The organism is Microbacterium maritypicum MF109, from assembly GCF_000455825.1.
GTDB lineage: Bacteria > Actinomycetota > Actinomycetes > Actinomycetales > Microbacteriaceae > Microbacterium > Microbacterium maritypicum_A.
This window is the reverse complement of the sequence record NZ_ATAO01000047.1, coordinates 1-293: the sequence shown is the minus strand read 5'-3', so window position 1 is coordinate 293 and position 293 is coordinate 1. Positions and strand designations below refer to the sequence as shown.

Sequence of the window (293 nt, the reverse complement as noted above, 5' to 3'; positions counted from 1 at the left end):
CCTGAAGGCGGATATCTGTACGGACCGGCACAGTCGGAACTCCAGCGGCGCGGCTGTCAGCGACGACGTGGCCAACGCAGGCGGCGCGCCCGCACGACCCGCACCGGCTGGGTGACGACCGCGTCCACGACCATCGACCCGTCGGTCGGTCCGACGATCGCGATGGCCGAGGTCTCCGTCGCCTCCGCGGGGTCGATGGGCAGCCGTCCGAGAGCGCGGTGGGCGCGGATGTACGCGGGGACGAGCAGCACGATCGCTCCGAGCCAGGCGAGCGGGTTGCTCAACGCGACACC

At 72.0% G+C, this 293-nt stretch carries 1 pseudogene; it reads right to left on the bottom strand.

Annotated features, from left to right (window positions below):
- Positions 1-56 precede the first annotated feature (56 nt).
- Positions 57-293 (bottom strand): annotated as a pseudogene (locus tag L687_RS24905) (MATE family efflux transporter); the annotation flags it as partial.